The following is an 18,732-nucleotide window of genomic DNA, read 5'->3' as shown; positions in this document are numbered from 1 at the left end:
GGGTTCGGGGGGCCCGCGCGAAAACCTGTGCGCGAGCACCCCTTCGGACCCTGTAGACTTCTTCTCGGCCGGTCGGGGAAACGACCAAGTGAACCGCCGGTCATGGTGGGTGTAGCTCAGCTGGTAGAGCACCTGGTTGTGGTCCAGGATGCCGCGGGTTCGAGTCCCGTCACTCACCCTGTGTGATCAGCCGGTGACCCCGTCGCACGACGGGGCACCGGCTGATTCGTTTTCGCCGGGCCGGAACCACCCCGCAGCGGGACCTCTTCCACGAGCACTGCCAGCAGGAACGCCAGCGCGCACACCCCGGCGGCCGCCAGGAAGATGTGCCGCGTGCCCGTGGCCACCGCCGCCCGGTACGCCTCCCCCGTCGCCGCGCCCGGCACGGCGCGGGTGAAGAGCGAGCCGAAGACCGCGACGCCCAGCGAACCGCCGAGGGTACGGAAGAGGTTCGTCGCCGCGGAGGCCGCACCCATGTCCCGCAGTTCGACACTGTTCTGGGCGATGGTCGTGGCCATCTGCACAGTGAAGCCCAGGCCGAGGCCGAGCAGCGCCATGGCGCAACCGGCCGTGAGCCGCGAGGTGCCCGTGTCCATCGTGGCCAGCAGCAGCGCGCCCGCCGTGAGCAGCAGGGTGCCCAGCACCGGGAACACCTTGTAGCGGCCGGTGCGGGACATCACCTTGCCCGCGAGGTTGGAGGTGAGGATCACCGGGATCATCATCGGCAGCAGGAGCAGGCCCGAGTCGGTGGCCGTGGCGCCCTGGACCGTCTGCTGGAAGAGGGGCAGGTAGAGCGCCGAGCCGAACATCACCACGCCGACCGCGGCCAGCAGGCCGACGCCGAGCGGGAAGTTGCGGTGCCCGGTGAAGACGCGGGGCGGCAGCAGGGGTTCGGGGGCGCGCCGCTCAACCCGCACGAACACGGCGGTGCCGAGGACGGCCGACGCCCACAGCAGCAGCACCTGCCAGGAGGTCCAGGCGTACGTCGTACCGGCCCAGGTCGCCGCCAGCACGGCCGCGCCGATGGCGACCGTCAGCACGGCGATGCCTGTCCAGTCGATGCGCGGCCGGGCCGTCCGGGGCTGCGCGGGCAGTCGCAGCAGCAGCTGGATCCAGACGAGGGCGACCAGGCCGAGGGGCAGATTGACGTAGAACGCCCAGCGCCAGCCGAGGTGTCCGGTGACGAAACCGCCGACCAGCGGACCGCCGACCACTCCGAGGGCCATCACGGTGGCGGTCATGCCCTGGTAGCGGCCGCGCTCGCGGGGCGGTACCAGGGTGCCGATCAGGGCGAAACCCCCGGCGGCGAGGCCGCCCGCGCCGATGCCCTGGAGGGCGCGGAACTCGATCAGCCGGTCCATCGAGTGGGCCGCGCCGGCGAGCACGGAGGCCAGCAGGAAGACGGCGATCGAGGCGAGGAAGACGGGCTTGCGGCCGTACAGGTCACCGAGCTTGCCCCAGACCGGAGTCGACACGGCGGTGGCCACCGTGTAGGCGGTGACGACCCAGGAGATGTGCTCCAGTCCGCCCAGGTCACGGACGATCGTCGGGGTCGCCGTACCGACGATGTTGTTGTCGAGCATGCCCAGCAGCATGGCGAGCATGACGCCGAGCAGCGTCCAGCGGACGTTCTTGGCAGGTATGGTCATGCGCCCCAGAAAAGCACACCGAGTCACTAAGTGCAACGAGTCAACTTTTTGGCTGCGGCAACTCAGCTGGGTAGGCTGCGGGACATGACAGAGACGATGGGCCGCCGCGAACGCAAGAAGGCCGCGACCCGCCAGGCACTGGCGGACGCGGCCCTGGAGCTGTTCCTGGAGCACGGCTTCGATCAGGTGAGCATCAGGGACATCGCCGAGGCCGCGGACGTCTCCACCACGACCCTCTTCAAGCACTTCCCGAGCAAGGAAGCGCTGCTCTTCGACATGGACGCCGACCTGGAGCAGGCGCTGGTCGCGGCGGTACGCGACCGGGCACCCGGCACCCCGCTCCTGAAGGCGCTGCGCACGCACATGCTGGGCGCCCGGGCCTTCAAGGCGGAGTACGCCGAGCAGATCGCGGCGTTCGAGCGGCTGGTCACCAGCACACCCGCGCTGGTCGAGTACCACCGGCGCATGTGGATGCGCCACGAGCGCGCCCTCGCCGAGGCGATCGCCGCCGACACCGGCGCCCCCGCCGACGACCCCACCTGCGCGGCCCTGGCCCACCTGACCCTGGAGGCCCGCGCCCTCGCCGGCACCTCCGCCCACCCGGAAACGGCCGTCAACGCGGCCTTCGACCTGCTGGAACGGGGCTGGGAGACGGTACGGACGGCCCGCGAGCGGGAGTCATAGGGCTTCCACGCCCCCGGACACGCACACGCGAGCGGCCCTCGCGCCCGGGCTCACGACGAAGCCCGCACCACCAGTTGGGTCGGCAGCACCGCCTGCCGCCGGTCCAGCCCCCGCGACACGGGCGGGCGGCGGTCGGAGATTTCCGTGAGGAGCAGGTCGATCATCGCGCGGCCCATCTCCTCGATGGGCTGGCGGACGCTGGTGAGCGGCGGGTCCATGTGGCGGGCGATGGCCGAGTCGTCGTAGCCGACCAGGGCGACGTCGTCGGGGATACGGCGGCCCGCCTCGCGCAGCACCTGCCGGGCGCCGGACGCCATCACGTCCGACCCGGCGAAGACCGCGTCCAGGTCGGGGTGGCGGGACAGCAGGGTCGTCATCGCCCGGCGGCCGCCCTCCTCGGTGAAGTCGCCGGGCTCGATGAGGAGGTCGTCCGCCGGGCGGCCCGCGTCACGCAGGGCGTCGCGGTAGCCGGCGACACGGCGCTCGGCGCCGTAGACGTCCAGCCGGCCGGTGATGTGCGCGATCCGGCGGCGGCCGCGGGCCAGCAGGTGCTCCACCGCCGAGCGGGCCCCGCCGTAGTTGTCCGAGTCCACCGAGGTGAGCGACTCGGCCGCCGAGCGCGGACCGCTGATCACGGCCGGGATCTCCAGCTGGGCCAGGAGATCGGGCAGCGGGTCGTCGGCGTGCACCGAGACCAGCAGCACGCCGTCGACGCGGTGGGCCGCCAGATACTGGGCGAGGCGCTGTCGCTCGCGGTCGCTGCCGGCGAAGATCAGCAGCAACTGCATCTCCGTGTCGGAGAGTTCGGCACCGACCCCGCGCAGCATGTCGGAGAAGTAGGGCTCGGCGAAGAACCGGGTCTCCGGCTCGGGAACGACCAGGGCGATGGCGTCGGTGCGGTTGGCCGCGAGGGCGCGGGCGGCGGTGTTCGGGACATAGCCGAGCTCGGCGACGGCCGCCTCGACCGCGGCGCGGGTGGCGTCACTGACCCGGGGCGAGCCGTTGATCACCCGGGAGACCGTGCCCCGCCCGACCCCGGCCCGAGCGGCGACCTCTTCGAGCGTGGGCCGCCCTCCGCTCCGGCCCCGCCCTCCGTGGCTTGCCATGGGCTCCGCCTTTCTCGCCGCGTCCTGCTTCTGGCTGGAATCTAACAGTCCTGGCCAGAGTGACGAGCGGTACCAGGGGCCCGCGAGGGCAGTTAACAGGCAGATAACTGAACGCGGTTCGCCCCGTCCGCTCCCTTGACACCCCGCCGGGAACCGACGACTCTTCAACACATCACCTGTGGGAGCGCTCCCACAGTACCTGACACCTACACATCCCGCACGTTCCCCGCCCGAGCCGCAGCGAGTACGAACGGGCCCGATTTCCATGCAGTTGGCCGGGGGGTCGGCACGTCAGGCAACAGGAGGACGCAATGCGCACGAGCATCCGCCGGTCCCAGCGGCTGATGGCCCTCGCGGCCGTCGCCGCGCTGACCACGGGGCTGCTGGCCGGCTGCGCCAACGACTCGGACGACGACTCGACGAACAACTCGGGCGGCGACGGCGGTGGCGGCAAGGGCAAGATCACGCTGACCATCGGAACCTTCGGCGTCTTCGGCTACAAGCAGGCCGGCCTCTACGACGAGTACATGAAGCTCCACAAGGACATCAACATCAAGGAGAACGTCACCACTCGTACCGACGTGTACTGGCCGAAGGTGCTCACCCGCCTCCAGGCCGGCTCCGGCACCGACGACATCCAGGCCATCGAGGTCGGCAACATCACCGAGGCCGTCCAGACCCAGGCGAACAAGTTCGTCGACCTCGGCAAGGAGGTCGACAAGTCCCAGTGGCTGGACTGGAAGCTCGCACAGGCCACCACCAAGGACGGCAGGACCATCGGCCTCGGCACCGACATCGGGCCGATGGCGATCTGCTACCGCAAGGACCTGTTCCAAAAGGCCGGGCTGGAGACGGACCGGAACAAGCTGGCCGCCCAGTGGAAGGGCGACTGGGCGAAGTACGTCGACCTGGGCAAGAAGTACATGAAGAAGGCGCCCGGCAACACCAAGTTCGTCGACTCCGCCTCCTCCGTCTACAACGCGGCCCTCGGCGGCGGCGACACCCGGTACTACGACAAGGACGGCAACGTCGTCTGGGACGAGTCCGACGGCGTGAAGCAGGCCTGGGACGCCGCGATGACGGTCGCCACCAGCGACATGTCGGCGAAGCTGAAGCAGTTCGACAAGCCGTGGGACCAGGGCTTCGCCAACGGCACCTTCGCCTCCGTGGCCTGCCCAGCCTGGATGATCGGCTACATCGAGCAGAAGTCCGGTGACGCCGGCAAGGGCAACTGGGACGTCGCGGCGGCCCCGACCGCGGCCAACTGGGGCGGCTCCTTCCTCGGCGTGCCGACGGCGGGCAAGCACCAGAAGGAAGCCATCGAGCTCGCGAAGTGGCTGACCGCGCCGGAGCAGCAGGCGAAGGTCTTCGCCAAGCAGGCCAGCTTCCCGTCGGCCCCGTCGGCGTACGCGAGCCTGACGCCGGCCGCGGACACGACGGCGTACTTCTCGAACGCGCCGATCACGCAGATCTTCTCCGACTCGGCGAAGACGATCCCGACGCAGTACTTCGGCATCAAGGACCAGCCGATCAACACCGCGCTCACCGACGTGGGCATCCTCCAGGTCGAGCAGAAGGGCAAGTCGCCCGAGCAGGGCTGGGACGCCGCGAAGAACGAGATCAAGGACGTGCTCGGCCAGTGAGCAGCTCCAAGCAGGCTCTCGCGCACACCGCGTCGAGCGCCGAGGCCGCGCCCGGCACCACGCCGGGCGCGGCCCGGGGCGCTCGCGGTCGCGGTGCGCCGGAGGGCGCCGACTCCTGGCGCAGCCGGCTGTACCGCTGGGACATGAAGGCGTCGCCGTACGCCTTCGTCGCCCCCTTCTTCCTTCTCTTCGGGGCCTTCTCCCTGGTCCCGCTGCTCTACACGGCCTGGTACTCGCTGCACCACGTGCAGCTGTCGGCCCTCGACCACCAGACCTGGGCGGGCCTGGACAACTACGAGAACCTGCTGTCCTCGGACTTCTTCTGGAACGCCCTGAAGAACACCCTCTCCATCGGCATCATCTCGACCGTGCCGCAGCTGCTGGCCGCGCTCGGGCTGGCGCATCTGCTCAACTACAAGCTGCGCGGCTCGACCATGTGGCGCGTGGTGATGCTGACGCCGTACGCCACCTCCGTGGCCGCCGCGACCCTGGTGTTCACGCTGCTGTACTCCTGGGACGGCGGCATGGTCAACTGGGTCCTGCACTTCTTCGGGGTCGACCCGGTCAACTGGCGGGAGTCCGACTGGGGTTCGCAGTTCGCGGTGTCGTCGATCGTGATCTGGCGGTGGACCGGGTACAACGCGCTGATCTATCTGGCCGCCATGCAGGCCATCCCGGCCGATCTGTACGAGTCGGCGGCGATCGACGGCGCCAACCGCTGGCAGCAGTTCCGGCACGTGACCATCCCGCAGCTGCGGCCGACCATCCTGTTCACGGTGGTCGTCTCCACCATCGGCGCGACCCAGCTCTTCGGTGAGCCGCTGCTGTTCGGCGGGGTCAGCGGGTCCAAGGGCGGCTCGGAGCACCAGTACCAGACGCTCGGCCTGTACATGTACGACCAGGGCTGGATCATCGGCAACCTCGGCAAGGCGTCCGCGATCGCCTGGTCGATGTTCCTGATCCTGCTGATCGTCGCCGCGGTCAATCTGCTGCTCACCCGACGGCTGAGGAAGTCCCAATGACCACCACTGAACTGACACTGCCCCGGAAGGACGCCGGGCGCCGGGGCCGGGGCCGGATGGGTGCGGGCAAGCAACTGCACGCGGGCCCGATGACGTACGTCGTGCTGGCCGTGTTCGCGCTGGTCTCGCTGGCGCCGCTGGTGTGGACGGCGATCGCGGCCTCCCGCACCGACCGGCGGCTGGCCGAGACCCCGCCGCCACTGTGGTTCGGCGGCAACCTGTTCAAGAACCTCGAGGCGGCCTGGGACGAGGCCGGGCTCGGCACCGCGATGGTCAACTCGGTGATCGTGGCGGGCACGATCACGGTGAGCACGGTGCTGTTCTCCACGCTGGCCGGCTTCGCCTTCGCCAAGCTGCGGTTCCGGTTCTCCAACCTGCTGTTGCTGCTCACCATCGGCACGATGATGATCCCGCCGCAGCTGGCCGTCGTACCGCTGTATCTGTGGATGTCGGACCTCGGCTGGTCGAACCAGCTCCAGACGGTCATCCTGCCGAGCCTGGTGACGGCGTTCGGTACGTTCTTCATGCGGCAGTACCTGGTGCAGGCGCTGCCGACCGAGCTGATCGAGGCGGCCCGGGTGGACGGGGCGAGCAGCCTGCGGATCGTCTGGCATGTGGTCTTCCCGGCGGCACGGCCCGCGATGGCGGTGCTGGGCCTGCTGACCTTCGTGTTCGCCTGGAACGACTTCCTGTGGCCGATCATCGCCCTGAACCAGCAGAACCCGACCGTGCAGGTGGCCCTGAACTCGCTCGGCACCGGGTATGTCCCGGACCAGGCGGTGATCATGGCGGGTGCGCTGCTCGGCACGCTGCCGCTGCTGATCGCCTTCCTGCTGTTCGGCAAGCAGATCGTGGGCGGGATCATGCAGGGCGCGATCAAGGGCTGATCCGCCCGTTGTGTCTTCCGGGGGCCGGGCCACCGCCGTTCCGGCCCCTCCTCCCCACTCATCCACCGGCTTCTGAGACCCTTCATGGGAGCGCTTCCATGCCTGACTCCGTTTCGTCGCTGACCTTTCCTCCCGCCTTCCTCTGGGGCGCCGCGACCTCGGCGTACCAGATCGAGGGGGCGGTGCGGGAGGACGGCCGCACCCCCTCGATCTGGGACACCTTCAGCCATACGCCGGGCAAGACGGCCGGCGGGGAGACCGGGGACATCGCGGTCGACCACTACCACCGCTACCGCGACGACGTGGCGCTGATGGCGGAGCTGGGCCTGAACGCGTACCGCTTCTCCGTCTCCTGGTCCCGGGTGCAGCCGACGGGCCGGGGGCCGGCGGTCCAGCGCGGCCTGGACTTCTACCGCCGCCTGGTGGACGAGCTGCTGGCCGCGGGCATCAAGCCGGCGATCACCCTCTACCACTGGGACCTGCCGCAGGAGCTGGAGGACGCGGGCGGCTGGCCGGAGCGGGACACCGCGTTCCGGTTCGCCGAGTACGCCCAGATCGTCGGCGAGGCGCTGGGCGACCGGGTGGAGCAGTGGATCACCCTCAACGAGCCCTGGTGCAGCGCCTTCCTGGGCTACGGCTCCGGGGTGCACGCCCCCGGCCGCACCGACCCGGCGGCCTCCCTGCGCGCCGCCCACCACCTCAACCTGGCCCACGGTCTGGCCGCTTCGGCGCTGCGGGCGGCCATGCCGGCCCGCAACCAGGTCGCGATCAGCCTCAACTCCTCGGTCGTACGGCCCTTCACCCGGGAACCGGCCGACCTGGACGCGGCCCGCCGGATCGACGACCTGGCCAACGGCGTCTTCCACGGCCCGATGCTGCACGGCGCGTACCCGTCGTCGCTGCTCGAGGCCACGCGCTCGGTGACCGACTGGTCGTATGTCCTCGACGGCGACCTGCGCACGATCAACGCCCCGCTGGACGCGCTCGGCCTCAACTACTACACCCCGGCCCTGGTCTCGGCCGCGTCCGGCGACGTCAACGGCCCCCGGGCGGACGGCCACGGGGCCAGCGACCACTCGCCGTGGCCGGGGGCCGACGACGTCCTGTTCCACCAGACCCCCGGCGATCGCACGGAGATGGGCTGGACGATCGACCCGACGGGCCTGTACGACCTGCTGATGCGCTACACCCGCGAGGCGCCCGGCCTGCCCCTCTACGTCACCGAGAACGGCGCGGCCTACGACGACAAGCCCGACCCCGACGGCCGCGTCCACGACCCCGAGCGCATCGCCTATCTGCGCGGCCACCTGGCGGAGGTGCGCCACGCCATCACCGACGGCGCCGATGTACGCGGCTACTACCTGTGGTCCCTGATGGACAACTTCGAGTGGGCGTACGGCTACGGCAAGCGGTTCGGCGCGGTGTACGTGGACTACGCGACGCTGGAGCGGACGCCGAAGACGAGCGCGCGCTGGTACGGGGAGACGGCGCGGACCGGGGTTCTGCCGCCGGTGGAGTCCGTCTCCTGAGGGGCCGGGCGCGGCCCGTCGTGGGGGCGGGCCGCGCCCTCGCCTCAGCAGGACGCGAGGGTGCCCGGGTCGTCGGCGAGGGCGGTGGCCGTGACCCAGCCGGTCTCGCCGGCGGCGAGCCGCAGCCGGACCCAGACGCCGCTCGTCCGGCCGTGGGCGGTGACCTGGTCGCCCTGCTGGGTGCAGACCGCCTGGTAGTCGAAGCCGGCCACGAGGCTGCCGACCCGCTCGCCGGTGGTGCTCGGCGCGGAGCGGACGGGCGCGTTCGCGTCGGCGTGCACGCCGGTGGTGTCGGTGGGGAGGGCGTCCGGGCTCTCGTCGGGCGAGACCTGCGGCGTGGCGGTGTCGGTCGGGGAGGGCGTGCCGTCGGTCGGCGAGGGACTCGGGGGGCCAGCGGGCCCGGAGACGTAGACCGTGGCCGCCTGCTCGGCGCTCGCGGTGATCTTGTCACCGGGTCCCGGCTGCCCGTCGGCGGCCGGGGGCAGCTGGACGGACCCCTCGGGCGCGGTGGGGATCACCACGCGGGTCACCGTGCCGTCGGATACGTCGGCCGGCTCGGTGGCGTACTGGACGGTGAGACAGACGGCGGACAGCCTGGCCACCGTGTCCGCGACGGAGTCGCCGGCCGACACCTTCGGCAGGGTGACCGGAACGCTCCCGCTGTCCGGGCAGGAGGAGGCCGAGGCGGTGGGGACCGGGGTGTTCTGCCGGGTGTCGGAGATCTTCAGTGTCCCGCCGGTCATCCGCCGGGTGAAGTCGGCCCGGAGAATTCCCTTCGCCGGGGCCAGCGGGATGCCGTCGAGCGCCGGTTCCACCTTGTGGCTGGTGTGGACCAGATAACCGGATTCGACCAGTCCCAGTTTTCGGTCGACGTACCGGATGACGGCGGTGAGATATCCCTTGGGGCTGATTTCGAACTGATGCTCAATGCCGGTGTTCACGCTGAACATGCCGATCGGTGTCACGAAGTTCTTGCCCGCGGAAACACTGATCTTTCCCGAGGAGTCGAGCGTGAAGGTCACCGGCACGAATTCCGGGGTGAAGGAGGCGGACGCATCCTGCTGTTCGCAGCCTGCCGCACCGATCAGGGCGCCTATGGATGTCCCCGCCAGCAGCAGGGCGGTCACACGCATGCGTATCGAGCCCATGACTCTCTCCCCCGATTCTCTGCCGGCGCACGACGGCTCGGGCAGCCTAGCGGCGCAATTCGCAGGTATGCCACAGAAATTGACCGGCTGGGACGGCAGGGGCGAATGAGGCGGGGCCCGGCGAATTCGATCCGCCGGGCCCGTTACGCGCGCGTCGGTACCTCGGGTGACTACTTGTACGCCCCGAAGGCCTTGGAGAACGCGAACCTGTCCTGGGTGATCGAGCTGCAGGTGGCGTCGGCGGTGGGCTTGGTGCCGCCGTCGCACTGCTTGTCGCGGGTCGCGGACCACATGGAGAGCCGGCCGAGGCCCTTGGACTGGGCGAAGTTCACCAGCTGGGTGGCGTCGTCGACCGTGAAGACCTCGGAGGAGACGTCGTTGACACCGATCATCGGGGTGACGGCGACGGCCTTCCAGGCGGCGGAGTCGGACAGCCCCAGCACGCTCCTGACCTGGGCCTGGGTGGCCGTCGCGGCCTGCTCGGCGTAGGTGCCCATGTCGCCGCTGTAGGAAGCGCCGTAGTCCATCGCCATGATGTTGACCGTGTTGATCCTCACGCCGTTGGACTTGGCGTCGGCGAGGAGGTTCACGCCGTCCTGGGTGAGGCCCTCGGGCATCACCGGGAGGGTGAAGGAGACGTCCAGGTTCGGGTGCCGGGCCTGGAGCTTGGCAATGGCCTGGGCGCGGCGGGTGTTGGCCGCGGTGTTCGGCAGCGCGCCGCCCTCGACGTCGAAGTCGACCTTGGTCAGCTTGAACGCGTCGATCGCCTTGCCGTAGGCCGCCGCCAGCGCGTCCGCGGAGGAGCACGTGGTGGCCAGCTCGGAGCCGGAGGCGCCGCCGAAGGAGACCCGGACGTCACCGCCCTTGGCACGCAGCGAGCCGATCTGCGCGGCCACGCCGTCGCCGGTGAGGTCGGTGACCCCGCCCCACTTCGGGGTGCAGCCGCCGCCGTCGGTGAGGAAGGCGAGGTTGTAGTTCTTCACGCCCGTCGCGTCGGCGGCGCCGAGGAGGTCGAAGGCCGGGTAGAGGGAGGTGTCGACGTAGGGGGCGAAGCCGGCGGAGGCGGTGGTGCCCGTTCCGGTGCCGGTGCCGCCGGTCTGGGACGGGGTGGGGGTGGGGGTGGGGGTGCCGGTCCTGGTGGGCGTGGGAGTGGTCGTCCTGGTGGAGGTCGGGGCCGGGGACTGCGGCTCCGTCGGGCGGCCGCTCGGCTCGGGGGTGGCGCCGCCGTCCGCGGAACACTGGACCTCGTCGACACGACAGCCCGTCGGGTCGCCGCTGCCGCTCACCACGAAGCCGACGGTCACCGACGCACCGGGGGCCAGGCCGTCGGTGTCCCACTTCGGCGGCTGCACGGTGACGTGCCGGCCGCTGACGCTCGACTCCCCGTTCCACAGGGAGCTGAGCCGGGCGCCCGCCGGGAGCTCGAACTCCAGGGTCCAGGTCTTCTCGGTCTGGCCGCTGTTGTTGGTCACGACGTACTGCGCGGTGTACCCGGTCGACCAGTCGCTGGTCCTGGTGTACGCCGCGTTCACGCCGGCCGCGTTGGCGGTGCCGGTGAGCAGGACCGCGCCGCCGCCGATCACGGCCGCGGCCAGCAGGCCGCCTATCGCCTTGTTCCTGCCACTGATCCTGCGCCGGTGCGTGCTCATGCGCGTGCCTGCCTTTGCTGCTCACTGGGGGTTCACAGGGGTTCGCGACCCTGTGGGATGCGGCAGCACGCTAGCGACCCGGAATCGGGCAAACGGCCTGTTAGGGGCGGCCGTCGCGGATCTTAGGGTGCCCTTAAGGAAGGGATCGGGGTCGGTTAAAGGTCGAGACCAATCGGCCCGGCCGACGACGGCTCACCGCGCCCCGGTGCCGTCGGCCCACCGGCTTCCGTCCGTCCAGCTGCAGCCAGATCCGCACCTCGGTGCCGCCCAGCACCGAGGCGCCGATGCGGACGTCACCGCCGGTGGACTCGGCGAGCCGGCGAACGATGTCGAGGCCGAGGCCGGTCGAGCCGGCGCTGCCCGAACCCCGGCCGCGGGCCATCGCCTCCTCGGGGTCGGGTATGCCGGGGCCCGCGTCGGAGACCAGCACGATCACCGCGTCGTCGGCGTTGTGCACGTCGACCGCGAAGGCGGTGCCCTCCGGGGTGTGCCGGAAGACGTTGCCGAGCAGGGCGTCGAGCCCGGCGGCCAGGTCGGCGCGGGCCACCGGTATGCGCACCGGCCGGTCGACGCCCGCCACCCGCCACTTGCGGCCCTCGTCCTCGGCGAGCGCGGACCAGAACTCCATGCGCTCGCGGACCACTTCGGCCGCGTCGCACCCGGCTCCGGGTCCGGCGGCGGCCGTCTGCGGCTTGGCCTCCCGGGCCGTACGGATGATGGTGTCGACCTCGCGCTCCAGCTGGGCGACGGCGGCCCGGGTCTGCTCGGCGGCCGCTCCGGCGCCGAGGGAGGCGGTGTTGAGGCGGAGGACCGTGAGCGGGGTGCGCAGCCGGTGCGAGAGGTCGGCGGCCAGCTCTCGTTCGTTGGCCAGCAGCTGGACCACCTGGTCGGCCATGGAGTTGAACGCGACCGCGGCGAGGCGGAGTTCGGTCGGTCCCTCCTCCGGCACCCGGGCGCCCAGCTTGCCCTCGCCCAGCTCGTGCGCGCCCTCGACGAGGCGCTGCGCGGGCCGGACCATGCGCACTCCGAGCCGGTCGGCGACGGCGACCGAGCCGACGATCAGGGCGAGGCCGACGGCCGCGAGCACGGCCCAGGCCGTGCCGACGCCGTTGGTCACCTCGGACTCGGGGACGAACACCTCGACCACCGCGATCGAGCCGGAGCCGAGGGCGACCGGCTGGAGCAGGGTGGAGCCGCCGGGCACCGCGGTGGTGGAGGCGCGGCCCAGTCTCCGCACGGCCTGGATGTCGCGGCCGGCGGCGCGCTGCCGGCCGAGGTCGAGTGCGGCCCGGCCGCCGTCGGCGGGCAGATGGACCGCCATCCCGGAGTCGGCGCCGGCCGAGGCCACCACCCGCTCCAGCTTGTTCCGGTCGGTGGTGATGGACAGCGCGGGGGCGACGGCGGCGGCCTCCCGCTCCGCGCCCGCGAAGGCGCGGTCGCGGGCCATCTCCTTGACGACCAGGCCGAGCGGTACGGCGAAGGCGACCACGACCATCGTGGTGACCGCCAGGCAGACCTTGACCAGGGCCCATCTCATCGCGGCTCCCCCTCCACCGGGGGTTCGAGCTTCACGCCGACACCCCGGAGCGTGTGCAGATAGCGCGGCCGGGCGGCCGTCTCCCCCAGCTTCCGGCGCAGCCAGGACAGATGGACGTCGATGGTCTGGTCGTCGCCGTAGGACTGCTGCCAGACCTCCGCGAGGAGTTCCTTGCGCGGGACGACGACGCCGGGCCGGCCGGCGAGGAAGGCGAGCAGGTCGAACTCGCGGCGGGTCAGATCGAGCCGCGTGCCGTCCAGTTCGGCCTGGCGGCGCAGCGGGTCGACGGTCAGCCCGCCGACGCGGAGCACGGACGAGGGCGGGGCCTCGGCGCCGCCGGACCGGGCCCGGCGCAGCACGGCCGCGATGCGGGCCGAGAGGTGTTCGACGGAGAACGGCTTGGTCAGATAGTCGTCCGCCCCGGCGTTCAGCAGCCGGACGATCTCCGTCTCGTCGTCCCGGGCGGTGGCGATGATCACGGGCACGTCGGTGATGCCGCGCAGCATCTTCAGAGCCTCGGAGCCGTCCAGGTCCGGCAGTCCGAGGTCCAGGATGACCACGTCGAAGCGGAAATGGGCGACCTCGCGCAGCGCCTCCAGTGCCGTACCGACGCTGCGCACCGTGTGTGCGGCCTCGGTCAGCTGCCGGATGAGCGCCGAGCGTACGAACTGGTCGTCCTCGACCACGAGCACACTTGCCATGCGCCGCACCGTACGCCATGCGGGCAACACCGGGCGGGGGCCTGTGGACAACTCCCTGTGGGCGACTCGGGGCAGGTGCGCACCGCGGTGTCCCTGGGGCAGGATGGCCCGCGATGCGCAGAGGACTCGTACACGTACTGGCGTGGCTGCTCGCGACGGGAGCGGCGGTCACGCTGTCGTGGTGGGGTGTGCACACGGTGATGGCCGGGACGGCGTACGACCCGCCGCGCGCCCTGCCGGTCACGGCGGCCGACGCGGAGGCCCGGGACGCGACGTCCGCGTCCCGGGCGCCCGCCGCCTCCGCCACCCCGTCACGCGAGCCGTCGGCCCGGCCGGCGCCGACGCCCGCGCGCACCCCCGCCCGCACCCGGAAACCCTCCCCCACCGCCACGGCCACCGGCCGGGTCAAGTCCTACGACACCGAAGGCGGCCGGGCGGTGTTCGACCTGGGCACCTCCGACGCGACCCTCGTCTCGGCGACGCCCGGGACCGGCTGGTCGATGCAGGTGTGGAAGACGGAGAGCTGGATCCGGGTGGAGTTCAGCCGGGGCGCGGACCGGGTGTCGGTGTTCTGCACCTGGCACGACGGGCCGCCGCGGGTGGAGGTGGGGACGTACTGACCCCACCGCAGGGCAGGGCCGTCAGGGCGCGCAGACGACGTAGACGGTGCCGCTGGCGGCCGCGCCGTTGGAGCGCTGCCGGATGTCGCCCTTCCAGCCGACCGGCTTGCCGGCCGAGTTCTTGATCGGCTCGGTGCGCGCGACGTACATGCTGTTCTGCCAGTCGACGCCGACACCGCCGCCGGTGGCCGCCCAGCCGGACGGACACGAGACGGTGGCGGAGCCGGTGGTGAAGTACTTGGACCTGACGACGGGGTTGGTGACCGCGGCGTCGGCCGACGACGACGTGAACGAGTTGAACGCGACCAGGACGAGAAGAACCGCGGCGACCGCGCCCAGGGCGTAGGCGGTCCGTCGGACAGCAGCGCTCATGACCGTTTCCTTCCGGTGTGTGGAACACCAGGTCAGCATCGGCCGGGGGGCGACACGCGGACGGTTCCTCGAATAGGCACAAGGTGCTCGAACGGGATCGCTCGCGACAGTTCGTGACTGCGGCGGCGACCGGTCCGGAGCCGGGGCGGGGCCTAGCGGAACACCGAGGGCGGCGGGGCCGGGGAGGCCACCGCGGCATCGTCCGTCACGGGCACCGCGCCGCCGGCGAAGTCGGTGAGCTGCCTGCCGTGTTCGACCCGCCCGGGATGCGCGTCGGAGGCGGCGCGGCGGGTGAGTTCGGCGAGCGGCAGCGGGAGGTCGGAGGCGACCAGGATCGCGTTGCCGAAGCGCTTGCCGCGCAGTACGGCCGCGTCGGCGATCAGCGCGAGTTCGCCGAACCGGGCGGCGGCGGTGGCGATCTGGCCGCGCAGATGCGCGAGCGGCGGGCCGTCGGCCAGGTTGGCCGCGTAGACGCCGGAGGGCTTCAGCGCCCGGCGGACCTCGTCCAGGAACTCGGTGGAGGTGAGATGGGCGGGGGTGCGGGCGCCACTGAAGACGTCGGCGACGACCAGGTCGGCCCAGCCGTCCGGCACCTTGGCCAGGCCCGCGCGGGCGTCCACCGCACGCACCCGGATCCGCGCGCCCGGATCCAACGGCAACTCGCGCCGGACCAGTTGCACCAGGCTCGCGTCCCGTTCCACGACCTGCTGGGTGGAGCGGGGCCGGGTCGCGGCGACGTACCGGGCGAGGGTGAACGCGCCGCCGCCGAGGTGGACGGCGTGCACGGGCTTGCCGGGCGGGGCGGCGAGGTCGATGACATGGCCGAGCCGGCGCTGGTACTCGAAGCACAGGTACGCGGGGTCGTCCAGGTCGACGTGCGACTGGGGCGCCCCGTCGATCAGCAGGGTCCAGGCCCGGGCACGGTCCGGGTCGGGCACGAGCTGCGCGACCCCGCCGTCGACCGGCTCCTCGACGGCTGCGACGGCGGCCGGCCTGCGCCGCGTGTTCCTGGACCTGCCCATCCGTCCATTCTCGCAGTTGCCGCGGACCAGCGCGTCAGCGGCAGCCGTCGGCGGCCTCGATCAGCCGGGCCGCCTCCCCCAGGGCCCGGCGCAGCACCACCGGGTCGGTGGCGAGGTCGGCCTCGCCGGGCGGCAGCAGCCAGTCGGAGCCCTCCACCGGCGGCTCGGGGTTCAGCCGCAGGCCGCGGCCGTGCGTCTCGGTGCAGGTGCTGCCCGGCACGTCCCAGCCGGCCGCCGTACCGGCCGGCACCAGGAAGCCGAGGGTGTCGCAGCCGTCGTCGTGCAGGACGGGCCCCACCGCGTCCGCGGCCTCCCGCCGCAGGATGTCGACCGCCTCCAGGCCCTGCCGGGCCGGCACCGTCACGAGGTCGCATCTCGCGTCACCGGCCGCGGGCGCGGACGACAGCGACGTACAAGGTTCGTTGCTCTGGCTGGTCTCCATGCCGGCCTCCACCACACAGCGCTGTTGCGGTCCATGGAGTCCAACGCGTCGGCGCGTCAACGGCTACGGCACAAGTGCGCCGCAAAGGATGGCACTTCATGGCAGATCGTGGATGAGATATCCGGTTTGTAGCCAAACACCGCGTGGCGGGACCTTCACAGCAGGTACGTTCATGCCCGCCGGAACCAGGGCGTCACACGGGCAACTCGTCCCGGAATCTCCCCGGTCCCGGCATGGTTCGACGGTTCGCACGAGAGGACCCGGCCATGGCGTCGTCAACCGTGACCTCGTCACAGCCCGACCGGCCACCCCGGCCGAACTCCGCCTTCCGGCAGCTGCGCGGCCGGCGCTCACCGGCCGAGTTCGCGGCGCTGGTGCGGCGGGCCGCGCGCGAGATCGGTGAGCGGGTGAGCTGTGACGCGCGCTACATCGGCCGGGTGGAGGCGGGCGAGATCCGCTGCCCCAACTACGCGTACGAACGGGTGTTCCTGCACATGTTTCCCGGCCGCACGCTCACCGACCTCGGCTTCGCACCCCGCGCGTCCGTCCGCGGACGCGCGGCGCGTACGGCCGTGGAGGCGCCCGACGGGCCCAGCCCCGGTGTGCTGCCCGGTGAGTCACCAGGGGCCGTCGAGCCGTATGACACGCAGGAACCACACGAACCTCCCCCACGTTCCCGACTGCGCGCGAACAGAGGGGACCCCCATGAGAAAGACCCCCTGAACCACGAGGAGAGCGACGTGCTGCGTCGCGCATTCATGACCGGCGGAGGCGCCACGGTGGCCGCCGCCACGCTGGCCCCGCTGGGGCTCACCACCGGCGCCGCGGCGGCGGAACGACCGCTGCGGCGCGCCGGAACCCCCGAGGCGGCCGCCCTGGAGGAGGCCGTCCGCCGTATCCGGCTGCTCGACGACCGGCACGGCGCGGACGGCCTCTACCGGCGCGCGGCGGCCCCGCTGCGCGCGGCCTACGCGCTGCTCGACGCCGGGGCGACCCGGCAGACCACGGCCGACCGGCTGCACACGGGCGCCGGTGAACTCGCCATCTCGGTCGGCTGGCTGGCCCACGACTCCGGCCGCTTCGACGACGCCCGCTCGCACTACGCGGAGGCGCTGGCCACCGCCCGCATGACCGGGGACCCGGGGCTGGAGGCGCACGCCTTCTGCAACACCGCGTTCCTGGCCCGGGACGCGGGCCGGCCCCGGGAGGCGGTGCGGGCCGCGCAGGCCGCGCAGCGCGCCGGCCGGCCGCTCGGCTCCGACCGGCTGATGTCCCTGCTCGCGCTGCGCGAGGCGGGTGGCTGGGCGGGGCTCGCCGACCGCACCGGCTGCGCGAAGGCGCTGGCTCGCGCGCACGCCCTCTTCGAGCGGGGCCACTCGGACGCCGACCCCGAGTGGATGAGCTTCTACGGAGAGGCCGAGCTGGAGGGACTCGAGGCCCAGTGCTGGTCCACGCTGGGTGACTGGCGGCGGGCGTCCCGGCACGCGCGGCGCGCGGCGCGGCTCCAGGACCCGCACTTCACCCGCAACATCGCGCTCTACACCGCCGAACTGGCCGACGACCTCGCCCGCGAGGGCCGTCCCGACGAGGCGGCGGAGGCCGGCTTGCGGGTCCTTGCGCTGCTGGACCAGGTCCAGTCGTCCCGCATCCAGACGATGCTGGCGGGGACGGCACGGGTGTTGCTGCCGCACCGGCGGGCGTCGGGGGTGTCGGAGTTCCTGGACCGGCATGCGTTGCTGCCCCGGCGGGTCTAGCCGGGACGGTTCGGGGTGGGGTGGTCTGCGCTCGTCGGTCTGCGGGCCGCGTGTGGCCGGTCGCGCCCATGCGGCGGAGCCGCATGTCGGCACAGCCCCGCGCCCCCGGGGAGCTGCCGCACCGTCGGCCTCTCAGCGGCACCCCGTCAAACGGTCAGGTGCCCCACGTCGTTCCAGCTCTCGATCGCCGGTTCACCGTAGGCCCAGCCGAGGACGGACAGGGACGTCGGGTTCAGGCGTATGCGGGCCGCGAAATCCAGCGGCAGGCCCAGCCAGCGCGCCCCGATGGACCGGAGAATGTGGCCGTGCGCGAAGACCAGGACGTCGCGGTCGGCCGACCGCGCCCACGCCACCACCTCGTCCGCGCGCGCGGTCACGTCGGCGATGGTCTCGCCCTCCGGCACGCCGTCCCGCCAGATCAGCCACCCGGGCCGCACGGCCTGGATCTCGGCCGGGGTCATCCCCTCGTACGCGCCGTAGTCCCACTCCATCAGCGTGTCCCACGCCGTGGCACGGTCGCCGAAGCCCGCGAGTTCGCAGGTCTCACGCGCGCGGGACAGCGGGCTGGTGCGCACCTCGGCGCCCGCCAGCCCGTCCAGCGGAGCGCGGTGCAGGCGCTCGCCGAGCAGCTTGGCCCCGCGCCGGCCCTCTTCCAGCAACGGCACGTCGGTCCTGCCGGTGTGCTTGCCGGACAGCGACCATGCCGTCTGTCCGTGCCGGGCCAGCAGGATGCGCGGTGCCATGAAGAGACCTCTCCGGGAGAGTGACGCCACCCCGACGCCACGGACAACACAGCCGACACAACCAACGCAACTGGGACAGCCCGTGGATGTGGTCTCTCCATCATCGCGCACCCGGTTCCCAGGCAACCGGGCGGGCGATCTCGGCGTCTTCGAGGGCTGAGCGCCCGCCGGGCGTGACAGGAGTGCCCGCAGGGGCGATGTGGGGACCCCGTAAAGTGGCACGG

The 18,732-nt window shown here is 72.0% G+C and carries 17 protein-coding genes and 1 tRNA gene; 8 read left to right on the top strand and 10 right to left on the bottom strand.

All coding sequences use genetic code 11. The annotated features are described in order from the left end of the window. Positions 1-105 precede the first annotated feature (105 nt). A tRNA-His gene (locus ACZ7DL_RS17905) sits at positions 106-178 on the top strand. Here ACZ7DL_RS17905 and ACZ7DL_RS17900 read toward each other — a convergent pair. After that, entirely contained in the window at positions 174-1,649 is a 1,476-nt protein-coding gene (locus ACZ7DL_RS17900) for an MDR family MFS transporter (RefSeq protein ID WP_470775112.1), read from the bottom strand. The two genes, ACZ7DL_RS17905 and ACZ7DL_RS17900, sit on opposite strands and share 5 nt — an antisense overlap. Before the next feature lie 84 nt (positions 1,650-1,733). On the opposite strand from ACZ7DL_RS17900, the gene ACZ7DL_RS17895 reads away from it, so the two are divergent. Further along, positions 1,734-2,333, top strand: coding sequence for a TetR/AcrR family transcriptional regulator (locus ACZ7DL_RS17895; RefSeq protein WP_470775111.1), 600 nt, complete (start codon positions 1,734-1,736; stop codon positions 2,331-2,333). A 50-nt stretch (positions 2,334-2,383) separates the two neighbouring features. On the opposite strand, the gene ACZ7DL_RS17890 is transcribed toward ACZ7DL_RS17895, so the two are convergent. Continuing rightward, positions 2,384-3,439: a LacI family DNA-binding transcriptional regulator gene (locus ACZ7DL_RS17890; RefSeq protein WP_470775110.1), complete on the bottom strand. Its 1,056-nt coding sequence runs from the start codon at positions 3,437-3,439 to the stop codon at positions 2,384-2,386. Between the two features lie 311 nt (positions 3,440-3,750). On the opposite strand from ACZ7DL_RS17890, the gene ACZ7DL_RS17885 reads away from it, so the two are divergent. The 4 genes from ACZ7DL_RS17885 (at position 3,751) to ACZ7DL_RS17870 (ending at position 8,520) form a co-directional block, all read left to right on the top strand. After that, positions 3,751-5,082 (top strand): ABC transporter substrate-binding protein, encoded by a 1,332-nt coding sequence (locus ACZ7DL_RS17885; RefSeq protein WP_470775109.1) that lies wholly within the window; start codon positions 3,751-3,753, stop codon positions 5,080-5,082. After that, on the top strand, positions 5,079-6,104 hold the full coding sequence (locus ACZ7DL_RS17880; protein WP_470775108.1) for a carbohydrate ABC transporter permease: 1,026 nt from the start codon (positions 5,079-5,081) through the stop codon (positions 6,102-6,104). The genes ACZ7DL_RS17885 and ACZ7DL_RS17880 overlap by 4 nt, the downstream gene beginning before the upstream one ends. Further along, the gene (locus ACZ7DL_RS17875) at positions 6,101-6,991 is read left to right on the top strand and encodes a carbohydrate ABC transporter permease (protein ID WP_470775107.1); all 891 of its coding nucleotides are present in this window, start codon (positions 6,101-6,103) and stop codon (positions 6,989-6,991) included. Before ACZ7DL_RS17880 ends, ACZ7DL_RS17875 begins: the two co-directional genes overlap by 4 nt. A gap of 98 nt (positions 6,992-7,089) precedes the next feature. Continuing rightward, positions 7,090-8,520 (top strand): GH1 family beta-glucosidase, encoded by a 1,431-nt coding sequence (locus ACZ7DL_RS17870; RefSeq protein ID WP_470775106.1) that lies wholly within the window; start codon positions 7,090-7,092, stop codon positions 8,518-8,520. A gap of 44 nt (positions 8,521-8,564) precedes the next feature. On the opposite strand, the gene ACZ7DL_RS17865 is transcribed toward ACZ7DL_RS17870, so the two are convergent. From ACZ7DL_RS17865 to ACZ7DL_RS17850, 4 genes are all read right to left on the bottom strand, one after another. Beyond that, a complete protein-coding gene (locus tag ACZ7DL_RS17865) occupies positions 8,565-9,668 on the bottom strand; it encodes a hypothetical protein (RefSeq protein WP_470775105.1) in 1,104 nt (367 codons plus the stop codon). A gap of 170 nt (positions 9,669-9,838) precedes the next feature. Continuing rightward, positions 9,839-11,317 carry a glycoside hydrolase family 18 protein gene (locus tag ACZ7DL_RS17860; RefSeq protein ID WP_470775104.1) on the bottom strand — a complete coding sequence of 493 codons (1,479 nt, stop codon included), beginning with the start codon at positions 11,315-11,317 and terminating at the stop codon, positions 9,839-9,841. Between the two features lie 133 nt (positions 11,318-11,450). Further along, entirely contained in the window at positions 11,451-12,854 is a 1,404-nt protein-coding gene (locus tag ACZ7DL_RS17855) for a sensor histidine kinase (RefSeq protein ID WP_470775103.1), read from the bottom strand. Then, a complete protein-coding gene (locus ACZ7DL_RS17850) occupies positions 12,851-13,555 on the bottom strand; it encodes a response regulator transcription factor (protein ID WP_470775102.1) in 705 nt (234 codons plus the stop codon). The genes ACZ7DL_RS17855 and ACZ7DL_RS17850 overlap by 4 nt, the downstream gene beginning before the upstream one ends. Before the next feature lie 113 nt (positions 13,556-13,668). Here ACZ7DL_RS17850 and ACZ7DL_RS17845 point away from each other — a divergent pair, with 113 nt between their 5' ends. Further along, positions 13,669-14,175: a hypothetical protein gene (locus ACZ7DL_RS17845; protein ID WP_470775101.1), complete on the top strand. Its 507-nt coding sequence runs from the start codon at positions 13,669-13,671 to the stop codon at positions 14,173-14,175. Between the two features lie 21 nt (positions 14,176-14,196). Here ACZ7DL_RS17845 and ACZ7DL_RS17840 read toward each other — a convergent pair whose 3' ends face one another. The 3 genes from ACZ7DL_RS17840 to ACZ7DL_RS17830 all read right to left on the bottom strand — a co-directional run bounded on the left by ACZ7DL_RS17840 (position 14,197) and on the right by ACZ7DL_RS17830 (position 16,011). Further along, positions 14,197-14,547, bottom strand: a complete 351-nt coding sequence (locus ACZ7DL_RS17840; protein ID WP_470775100.1) for a hypothetical protein — start codon at positions 14,545-14,547, stop codon at positions 14,197-14,199. 152 nt (positions 14,548-14,699) lie between these two features. Then, positions 14,700-15,569, bottom strand: coding sequence for a spermidine synthase (locus tag ACZ7DL_RS17835; protein WP_470775099.1), 870 nt, complete (start codon positions 15,567-15,569; stop codon positions 14,700-14,702). Positions 15,570-15,603: 34 nt separating this feature from the next. Further along, a complete protein-coding gene (locus ACZ7DL_RS17830; RefSeq protein WP_470775098.1) occupies positions 15,604-16,011 on the bottom strand; it encodes a hypothetical protein in 408 nt (135 codons plus the stop codon). Between the two features lie 266 nt (positions 16,012-16,277). Between ACZ7DL_RS17830 and ACZ7DL_RS17825 the strand changes: the two genes are divergently transcribed. After that, a complete protein-coding gene (locus ACZ7DL_RS17825; RefSeq protein WP_470775097.1) occupies positions 16,278-17,765 on the top strand; it encodes a hypothetical protein in 1,488 nt (495 codons plus the stop codon). 146 nt (positions 17,766-17,911) lie between these two features. Here ACZ7DL_RS17825 and ACZ7DL_RS17820 read toward each other — a convergent pair whose 3' ends face one another. After that, positions 17,912-18,508, bottom strand: coding sequence for a histidine phosphatase family protein (locus tag ACZ7DL_RS17820; protein ID WP_470775096.1), 597 nt, complete (start codon positions 18,506-18,508; stop codon positions 17,912-17,914). Positions 18,509-18,732 lie beyond the last annotated feature (224 nt).

This window comes from Streptomyces sp. NPDC036984, from assembly GCF_055607665.1.
Note: the sequence above shows the minus strand (reverse complement) of the source record. Positions and strands in the feature narration are given on the sequence as shown.

What these genes read in the sequence shown, in the direction of transcription:
- ACZ7DL_RS17900 (WP_470775112.1), bottom strand. Translation starts at nt 1,649, where the DNA reads ATGACCATACCTGCCAAGAACGTCCGCTGGACGCTGCTCGGCGTCATG.
- ACZ7DL_RS17895 (WP_470775111.1), top strand. Translation starts at nt 1,734, where the DNA reads ATGACAGAGACGATGGGCCGCCGCGAACGCAAGAAGGCCGCGACCCGC.
- ACZ7DL_RS17890 (WP_470775110.1), bottom strand. Translation starts at nt 3,439, where the DNA reads ATGGCAAGCCACGGAGGGCGGGGCCGGAGCGGAGGGCGGCCCACGCTC.
- ACZ7DL_RS17885 (WP_470775109.1), top strand. Translation starts at nt 3,751, where the DNA reads ATGCGCACGAGCATCCGCCGGTCCCAGCGGCTGATGGCCCTCGCGGCC.
- ACZ7DL_RS17875 (WP_470775107.1), top strand. Translation starts at nt 6,101, where the DNA reads ATGACCACCACTGAACTGACACTGCCCCGGAAGGACGCCGGGCGCCGG.
- ACZ7DL_RS17870 (WP_470775106.1), top strand. Translation starts at nt 7,090, where the DNA reads ATGCCTGACTCCGTTTCGTCGCTGACCTTTCCTCCCGCCTTCCTCTGG.
- ACZ7DL_RS17865 (WP_470775105.1), bottom strand. Translation starts at nt 9,668, where the DNA reads ATGGGCTCGATACGCATGCGTGTGACCGCCCTGCTGCTGGCGGGGACA.
- ACZ7DL_RS17860 (WP_470775104.1), bottom strand. Translation starts at nt 11,317, where the DNA reads ATGAGCACGCACCGGCGCAGGATCAGTGGCAGGAACAAGGCGATAGGC.
- ACZ7DL_RS17855 (WP_470775103.1), bottom strand. Translation starts at nt 12,854, where the DNA reads ATGAGATGGGCCCTGGTCAAGGTCTGCCTGGCGGTCACCACGATGGTC.
- ACZ7DL_RS17850 (WP_470775102.1), bottom strand. Translation starts at nt 13,555, where the DNA reads ATGGCAAGTGTGCTCGTGGTCGAGGACGACCAGTTCGTACGCTCGGCG.
- ACZ7DL_RS17845 (WP_470775101.1), top strand. Translation starts at nt 13,669, where the DNA reads ATGCGCAGAGGACTCGTACACGTACTGGCGTGGCTGCTCGCGACGGGA.
- ACZ7DL_RS17840 (WP_470775100.1), bottom strand. Translation starts at nt 14,547, where the DNA reads ATGAGCGCTGCTGTCCGACGGACCGCCTACGCCCTGGGCGCGGTCGCC.
- ACZ7DL_RS17835 (WP_470775099.1), bottom strand. Translation starts at nt 15,569, where the DNA reads ATGGGCAGGTCCAGGAACACGCGGCGCAGGCCGGCCGCCGTCGCAGCC.
- ACZ7DL_RS17830 (WP_470775098.1), bottom strand. Translation starts at nt 16,011, where the DNA reads ATGGAGACCAGCCAGAGCAACGAACCTTGTACGTCGCTGTCGTCCGCG.
- ACZ7DL_RS17825 (WP_470775097.1), top strand. Translation starts at nt 16,278, where the DNA reads ATGGCGTCGTCAACCGTGACCTCGTCACAGCCCGACCGGCCACCCCGG.
- ACZ7DL_RS17820 (WP_470775096.1), bottom strand. Translation starts at nt 18,508, where the DNA reads ATGGCACCGCGCATCCTGCTGGCCCGGCACGGACAGACGGCATGGTCG.